This window comes from Microcystis sp. M079S1 (assembly GCF_020246425.1).
Classification (GTDB): Bacteria; Cyanobacteriota; Cyanobacteriia; order Cyanobacteriales; family Microcystaceae; genus Microcystis; species Microcystis aeruginosa.
Genome location: NZ_JADBSZ010000301.1, coordinates 1 through 7,651 on the forward strand (window position 1 = coordinate 1; position 7,651 = coordinate 7,651).

Sequence of the window (7,651 nt, forward strand, 5' to 3'; positions counted from 1 at the left end):
CATGATATCAGCGAGACTTGGAAACTATCTCATCAAATTAGTTCCCCCATAGAACCCCCTTGAGCCATCTGGCACACTTTTCTCTTTTTGTCAAATTTTATGTTAAGAAAGATGTGACTAATGGATAGCTTAATAAGGGGGGCATCTGACAGTTTTTAACACCTAACTACTTAGTAAGAACGATGCTAAATCTATTTAACTCGCTTTTTGGGCGTTATAACGAGAATATCAAGGCCAATGTGGAAATTTACACCTGGGCAACTTGTCCCTACTGTATTCGTGCTAAATGGTTGCTGGGTTGGAAAGGGGTAAAATACACCGAATACAAGATTGATGGGGATGAAAGCGCTCGTCAAGCCATGGCCGAACGGTCCAACGGTAAACGCAGTGTACCACAGATTTTTATTAATAATGAACATATCGGTGGTTGTGATGATTTGTATGCTTTGGATGGTCAGAAAAAATTAGATAATTTACTGGCTAAATGTGGGACTATCTAAAGTCTATTGATGAAAAAGCCTATGAGAAACATCGGCAATGGATGCAGTTAGCTTTAAATTTAGCGGCAACTGCGGGGGATCGGGGTGATGTACCTGTGGGAGCGGTTATCGTGGATAAACAGGGACATTTAATCGCTCAAGGGGCTAATTGCAAGGAAAAACACCATGATTCCACCGCTCACGCCGAAATTCTGGCGATTCGTGCCGCTAGTCAGGTTTTAGGCAATTGGCACTTAAATGATTGTACCCTCTACGTCACCCTCGAACCCTGTCCCATGTGTGCTGGGGCAATCATTCAGGCTAGATTAGGATTATTAGTGTACGGTGCTGACGATCCCAAAACAGGAGTTATCCGCACTGTGGCTAATTTTATTGATAGTCCTTTTTCTAACCATCGTTTACCGGTAATCGCGGGAATTTTAGCCAAGGAATCGGGGGAATTATTACAAACATGGTTTGAGAAAAAAAGAAATGTTTAAAGGAGTCAGGGAGATAGGAGTCAATATCAAATTAGGTTACACTTCATCTTGATGATACTAAATCCGTTGAGCTTAAGCAAAATTCACGATGAATAATTGGAAAAGTCCTATCCACCCTGGGGAAATTTTAGCTGATGAATTAGAGCAGATTAATCTTAATGTTTCTCAGCTTGCCACAAGAGTTAATATTCCAGAGAATGAACTTGAGCAAATTCTCAAGCGACAAGGAAATATCAAGGGAGATATTGCCTTAAAATTAGGGCGTTTTTTTAATACAGGGGCAGAAATTTGGATGAATTTACAAAAAGCCTATGAGTTAGATCTAGCGAGGGAAAAGTTAGGAAATACCCTCGAAGAAATTATTCCTTATCAATCCCTGTCTTCAGGATAAATTCTCTTGAATTCTATAATTAAGCTGCCCGCACATTTAAATTACTTGTTGAGATGAGGCACTCTTGCACTCTTGCAAAAGGCAACATTAAAGGGATTGAGGGAGATTCAGCTAATCTAAGGATCGGAGGTTAAAATGCGTCTTAGCTTAAAACCCCACACCCGACACCGCACACCCTGCCTCTAGAAAAAACTTTTTCAGCAAACCCTAATTAAAGCAATAGTTAAATCCTGATAAAAATCCTCCTGTTTTAATTCCACTTTTGATTGAGAAGCCAGTAAAAGTAAAGCCCAAAAAATCGCCACCTTTTCCTGTGTTGCCGAGTGACTAGAGGGCTTTTCTGCTTGCCATAAATCTAATAAATACTCAAACTCTATCTCCTTTTTCTCCAATTGAAAAAACTTTCTCTGCAAAAAAAAGTCCAGTTCCGCTGCCAATTCCGTCAGGTTTTCTTGGTGGGCCAATTCCGTGATAATTTGTACCGCTTCCCGTCGGGATTGAGGACGGGGTTTCGGGACAACTACAGGCAGTTTCGGTAAAGCTTCAATCTCTAGGGCAATCTGTTGTAATTGAGTGATTAACTCCTGCAAAGTTACCCGTCTTTTTCGCGGTGGTGGGGCGGCAGTACGACGGCGAATATGATTTTCTAGATAACGGGGTAAAGTTCTTAATTCCCGTTCTAACTCGCTAATTTCCTCATCAATCAGACTTTCTTCTTGCTGTTCCAAAGACAATCTTTCTAGGGTATCAGCCTTAAATAAAACTAACATAGAAGCCCATAAAAAAGCCTGTCCCGATTGGGGTAAATTAGCTTGGGCCATGGCTAAATCTAGATCATTTAATAACCCCAATTCTGCCAAAAAGCGATCGATCACATCGATAACCTGCACATCCCAGGGGTCAATTTCTCCCTGTTCCGCCATTTCTAAAAGAGAGGCGATCGCATCACTGGCCGAGGTGATAGTCATGATTGTAGAATCTTGTAGGATCTCAAAGGATAGAATTTAGCAAGCAAAACCATGGACATATCGATCGCTGACCTGCGCTTGGACTACAATCTTGAAGAATTGCTAGAGTCCGAAACATCTGCCGATCCTTTCATTGTATTTAAACAATGGCTAGAACGGGCGGTATCTTCGGGAAGATTGGAACCCAACGCTATGACTTTAGCCACTATTTCCCCGGAGGGTAAACCCCGGGCCCGCATGGTACTGTTAAAAGACTTCGATCCTCGCGGTTTTGTTCTCTTTACCAACTACCAAAGCGCCAAGGGACAGGAATTAATCGCCAATCCCAATGCGGCCCTAGTGTTTTGGTGGGGAGAATTGCAACGGCAAATTAGGATTGAGGGAACTGTAGAAAAAATCAGCGAGGAGGAATCGGATAATTACTTTTTTGTCCGTCCCTGGGAATCTCGTTTAGGGGCCTGGGCCTCCAATCAAAGTGAAGTGATTTCCGGGCGGTATATCCTCGAAAAACGCCTGACAGAACTAAAAGAAGAATATGCTGGTCGTGAAGTTCCCCGTCCTCCTCATTGGGGCGGTTTTCGCCTAATTCCTAGTTTAATCGAGTTCTGGCAAGGTCGCCCCAGTCGTCTTCACGATCGTCTCTGTTATTATCGTCAAGAAGATGGCAGTTGGCAAAGGCAACGTTTAGCCCCTTAGTTTGATCTTGACACCTTGTATTAGCAAAATAGCTCGATACTAATTCAATTTGTCATTTTAGTCTTGAGATAATACTAGGTCGATGTCTTTTCCCAACCCGCGCTTTCCTTAGCGATCGGGTTGGGCTATTATGTCAATTGGATAAAGGCAATCTCTCTGCCCTAAAGTCTCAGAAAAACGATAGATCAGCAATTGTTTATAATGGGTTAGTGATTGGGGTACAATCTAAACAGCCGATTAGAGATCGTCCGGCATCTTTAGAAGCTGAATCTTTGGCCAGGGTTTATGACAATCCCGAATGGTGTGAGATATTAGAAAAACACGGTCTTGATCCTGAACCTAAACCCGTTATATCCGCTTCTTTAAAATCTTCTTCCTATCGCAATCAGTCCCTATCTTTTCCCTGCTTTGTTACCCGAAGCTTTAGCAGTTGCCAGAGCCATTGGGAATGAATACCACCGTGCAAGGGCATTGATATTGACAGGGTTAGCTCCCCATTTACCTGAAGTCTTACCCGAAGTATTAGAATATGAAACTTATGTTCCTCTTGCGGATCAGCTTTTTACGATATACTTAGAAGAAATAAATAAGGTTTTGCTCAAGGATTTTTGGCAGATGGAAGGAACTATTTTACGCTTCGACATCTCTAATAATACAGGGGTTATCAGAGGCAATGACGGGACAAGATACCAGTTCACAAACTCCGATTGGAAGGACGAAAAAGAATTTCCCAGAGTGGGGTTATTGGTGAATTTTGAGGTTAACTTAAACAATGAACCCGTTGATATTTACTGTATTCCTAAAGATAAAGGAAAGAGAATATGGCAGTATGATGGATATCTGGTGATGTTGCGGGGGGCATCTCTACCAAATCGCTGTATCAAAACCAATCGCCCGGTAACGGGAAAAGAAGAACATACTTTATCCTTCATTAATCCTCACTGGTTTTTGTTAATTTTGGTGACTAGGATTGGAATAATACTGGTTCTCATTGCAAATTTTGCTATGACAAAATACGAAAAAATCACTTTTGGACTTTCTCAAGAAGTTAAAAAACAGCACAGATTATTAACAGATACGATTTTATCGTGCGTAATTTTTATGATAATTATGGCTGCTGTTAATGTACATTACAGCTTAGTAATATTTGCCCTATTGTGCTTGCCGTTTTGGTTGATTTTACGGAAATCGCCACTGTCAACTTCTGGAATTTCAATAGTCTGGATTCAGGGTGAATACATTTGCATCCGTGGAATCAATAAAGAATATCTTTCTGAGTTTCCTGAATGGAGTGATTATAGACGACGTGGTTAGTTTTTTATTTATCCGAAATCTTACCAGAAGCCTTAGAAATTGCCAGAGGGATTGGGTCTGAATACTACCGTGCAAAGGCATTAAAAACATTAACCGCCACATTAACCCCTGCTAATGTTGACTTATCTTTCTGGCAAGATGTCCTTCAGGCTTTGGGAACTCTCACTCGTCCTCGTTTCCTCGAAACTATTCCTAACTTAGTACCTTTAATCCTTCATTTTGAGGGAGAGGTCGCCTTAAGAGAAGTGTATCAAAGTATTAAGGATGTTAGTCGGTGGTGGAAATAATTCCCCTTATGATGTATAATGCTAGACCATAGCGGATAAGGTATTCAACCGCTCTAAAAACCTAGCTATCTAATCGATAGGCGCACCTTGAAAACTAGAGTTATAGGGTTCCATAAAGGATTGCTTTTATGGGTAAAAGCTCTAAGCATCAAGTACCAGAGAAACCAATTATTTTAGAGGTTTTGAACTGTATCGTAGGGCATACGAGAACAGGCTTCTGTAAGGTCGCGAAAGTCTGAGGAGAGACTCGCCTCTGGGTTAGATACCGCAAGGGGTCTGATTTAAGCGAACTCGTTGAGCCAGAAATTCTAATCAGCGATGATAGAAGAATCCACGTCCGTTCACGGCGCGGAGTATGTCAACGGAAGTGTTACCCGAAACCCTTAGAAATTGCCAGAACGATTGGGTCTGAATACCCGCGTGCAGACGTATTAAAAGCATTAACAGCCACATTAACCCCTGCTAATGTTGACTTATCTTTCTGGGAAAATACCCTTCATGCTTTGGGTACTCTCACTCGTCGTAAGTTCCTCGAAACTATTCCCAACTTAGTCCCTTTAATCCTTCATTTTGGGGGGGAGGTCGCTTTAAGAGAAGTGTATCAAAGTATTAGGGATGTTAGTCGCTGGTGGCGGTGATTCTCCTGTCAATAATTGCTATAATAGCTAAAATGGTCATAATGGCTAGTTTCTATAAAGGTTAGTTATGAAAACATTAGGAGCCTCAGAAGCAAAAAATCGCTTTGGCGAACTGTTAGACTTGGCTCGAAGAGAACCAGTAAAGATAGCAAAAAAGGGACGTAATGTTGCAGTCGTGCTGTCAATCGAGGAATTTGAGAGATTTTCCGAGTTAGAAAATCAACTTTTGGCTTTACAGGCAGAAAAAGCTCATCAAGAAGGTTTTATCGGAACAACAGAAAGTGAGGCTTTACTGTCAGAAATTTTAAATGCTTAAGATTAACCTATCTCGACAGGCAACTAAACGCTTAAAAAAACTGCCAGATAAACACGCCAAACAAGTAGCCACAAAAATAACCGAACTGAGAACAAATCCCTATCCCCAAGATTCTCTAAAGTTAAAAGGATACTCCTATCATAGAGCCGATATTGGTGAATATCGAATCGTTTATCGTGTTGAGGAGCAAACACTAGAAATCTTGCTGATTGACAAACGAAACGATGATGAAATTTATAAACAACTAAAGAGAACAATATAGAGAATCTTAATTATCAACCATCAATTAATTAGCGATATTATTCCTGCTAAAATCAAGAAAAACAAATTATCTTTAAACACTCATGAACATTAACGTAACATTTCCCGAAGAACTTCTCATTGCCGCCAGAGAAGAAAAAGAAACATTCTCTCGTAAAGTTATCATTTATACATTAGGGCATCTTTATCAAGAAGGAAAAATTTCAGCAGGAATCGGCGCACAAGTATTAGGCTGCGATAAATATACATTTTATACACTTCTCTCTGAGTATGGTTTTTCCATTATTGATTACACAGCAGAAGAATGGGAATCAGAAATACAAACCAGCCGTAAATTAGCCCAAAAAATCCAAGAGAATGAAGATAATTGTTAATTCTACACCGATCATCGCCTTATCTTTGATTAATCAATTAGATCTTCTTAATCAGCTATTTAATGAAGTGATTATTCCTTGGGCAGTTTATCAAGAAATTGTCATCGCTGGAGATAATAAACCGGGGGCAAAAGAACTCAAAAATGCCAATTGGATTCAAGTTCAAGAAGTTGCATCATCATCTCCTCTTGAACCGCTATTAATAGGATTAGATCGAGGAGAATTAGAAGTTATTCTCTTGGCAATTTCAATCAAACCAGACTGGTAATTATAGATGAGAAATTAGCAAGAAGAGTTGCCAAAGCTATGGAATTACCCGTCAAAGGAACATTAGGAATTCTCTTGGTTGGTTTTTATGCAGGTTATCTATCTAAACAAGAAATTTTAGATTTATCACAACAGTTAGTTGATTATGGAATTCGTATTAGTTCTCCGATTCTTAATTGGCTAAAAACAGAATTAGACAATGATCATTAATACCAAATCAATACAAAATAAACTACCATGAAACAACTAATCGTACACATTCGTGACCAAGAAAAAGCAGAAACACTCTCTAAAATTTTAACTGCTTTAGATTTTGTTGACTCCGTAGAAATCATCGAAGATCAAACAACATTATCTGATAACGAGCAAGATTTCTTTGCCCTAGCAGGATTGTGGGAAGACAGAAATATCACCCCTGAATCTATCCGTCAAGCAGCATGGCGAGAAGAAAAACGATAATTTTATGTGACACCAATATCCTCTCCTTTAATTTCATTTGAGAACAACTGCCTTAGTTAATTTTCGTTCTAATTATAACTCAGGTGTTAACGCCTAACCATGTTGATCTATCCTTCTGGGAAAAAACCCTTCATGCTTTGGGTACTCTCACTCGTTCTAATTTCCTCGAAACTATTCCTAATTTAGTCCCTTTCATCCTTCATTTTGGGGGAGAGGTTGCCTTAAGAGAAGTGTATCAAGGGATTAGGGAGGTGAGTCGGTTGTGGTGGTGATTCTCCTCTCACTAATTAGGGTTTGCCTTACCCAATTGAATCAGCAGTCTGCTCCCCAGTGCCTTCGGCAAGCACAGAAATCCAATAAAATAGTGAATAGGTGACATCGGGAAAAAATCATCTATGGCAACTACATCAGAAGACGTATGGCGACTCTTAGCCGAATTAGCGACTGCTCAAGCCGAATTGACTGCTGCTCAAAAAGAAACTGACAAACAACTGAAGGAGACTGACCTACTATTGAAGGAAGTTAGTCAACAACAGAAGGAAAACGCCCAACAACTCAAGGAAACTGACCGACAACTCAAGGAAACTGACCGACAACAGCAGAAAACTGACAAACAACTCAAAGAACTGGGCAAACAAATTGGGGGACTCGGGGCCAAATTCGGCAGCTTTACCGAAGGACTTGCCCTTCCTTCAATGGAA

Annotated in this window: 11 protein-coding genes and 2 pseudogenes; 12 read left to right on the forward strand and 1 reads right to left on the reverse strand. The window is 40.3% G+C overall.

The genetic code is table 11. The features are described from left to right. Positions 1-182: 182 nt before the first annotated feature. The 3 genes from grxC (at position 183) to IM456_RS19390 (ending at position 1,370) form a co-directional block, all read left to right on the forward strand. Positions 183-500, forward strand: a complete 318-nt coding sequence (gene grxC / locus IM456_RS19380) for a glutaredoxin 3 (protein ID WP_002751734.1) — start codon at positions 183-185, stop codon at positions 498-500. Beyond that, positions 485-979, forward strand: coding sequence for a tRNA adenosine(34) deaminase TadA (gene tadA / locus IM456_RS19385; protein WP_149986651.1), 495 nt, complete (start codon positions 485-487; stop codon positions 977-979). Before grxC ends, tadA begins: the two co-directional genes overlap by 16 nt. Before the next feature lie 88 nt (positions 980-1,067). After that, the gene (locus IM456_RS19390; protein WP_149986652.1) at positions 1,068-1,370 is read left to right on the forward strand and encodes a HigA family addiction module antitoxin; all 303 of its coding nucleotides are present in this window, start codon (positions 1,068-1,070) and stop codon (positions 1,368-1,370) included. A 197-nt stretch (positions 1,371-1,567) separates the two neighbouring features. Here IM456_RS19390 and IM456_RS19395 read toward each other — a convergent pair whose 3' ends face one another. Further along, complete coding sequence (locus tag IM456_RS19395) at positions 1,568-2,338, reverse strand: segregation/condensation protein A (protein ID WP_272082005.1); 771 nt, start codon at positions 2,336-2,338, stop codon at positions 1,568-1,570. Between the two features lie 51 nt (positions 2,339-2,389). Between IM456_RS19395 and pdxH the strand changes: the two genes are divergently transcribed. From pdxH to IM456_RS19445, 9 genes and pseudogenes are all read left to right on the forward strand, one after another. Continuing rightward, positions 2,390-3,034: a pyridoxamine 5'-phosphate oxidase gene (gene pdxH, locus IM456_RS19400; RefSeq protein ID WP_104398377.1), complete on the forward strand. Its 645-nt coding sequence runs from the start codon at positions 2,390-2,392 to the stop codon at positions 3,032-3,034. 408 nt (positions 3,035-3,442) lie between these two features. Beyond that, complete coding sequence (locus tag IM456_RS19405) at positions 3,443-4,348, forward strand: hypothetical protein (RefSeq protein WP_287691829.1); 906 nt, start codon at positions 3,443-3,445, stop codon at positions 4,346-4,348. Between the two features lie 992 nt (positions 4,349-5,340). After that, positions 5,341-5,589 carry a type II toxin-antitoxin system Phd/YefM family antitoxin gene (locus tag IM456_RS19410; RefSeq protein ID WP_002739617.1) on the forward strand — a complete coding sequence of 83 codons (249 nt, stop codon included), beginning with the start codon at positions 5,341-5,343 and terminating at the stop codon, positions 5,587-5,589. Further along, positions 5,582-5,851, forward strand: coding sequence for a type II toxin-antitoxin system RelE family toxin (locus IM456_RS19415; protein WP_002739840.1), 270 nt, complete (start codon positions 5,582-5,584; stop codon positions 5,849-5,851). The genes IM456_RS19410 and IM456_RS19415 overlap by 8 nt, the downstream gene beginning before the upstream one ends. Positions 5,852-5,933: 82 nt before the next feature. Continuing rightward, entirely contained in the window at positions 5,934-6,224 is a 291-nt protein-coding gene (locus IM456_RS19420) for a UPF0175 family protein (protein WP_002760519.1), read from the forward strand. Next, positions 6,208-6,701 (forward strand): annotated as a pseudogene (locus tag IM456_RS23410) (PIN domain-containing protein). Before IM456_RS19420 ends, IM456_RS23410 begins: the two are co-directional and overlap by 17 nt. A 27-nt stretch (positions 6,702-6,728) precedes the next feature. Beyond that, complete coding sequence (locus tag IM456_RS19435; protein ID WP_287691833.1) at positions 6,729-6,950, forward strand: hypothetical protein; 222 nt, start codon at positions 6,729-6,731, stop codon at positions 6,948-6,950. Positions 6,951-7,033: 83 nt separating this feature from the next. Continuing rightward, the gene (locus IM456_RS19440; protein ID WP_147069483.1) at positions 7,034-7,222 is read left to right on the forward strand and encodes a hypothetical protein; all 189 of its coding nucleotides are present in this window, start codon (positions 7,034-7,036) and stop codon (positions 7,220-7,222) included. A gap of 123 nt (positions 7,223-7,345) precedes the next feature. Beyond that, a pseudogene (locus IM456_RS19445) lies at positions 7,346-7,651 on the forward strand (DUF3782 domain-containing protein); the annotation flags it as partial.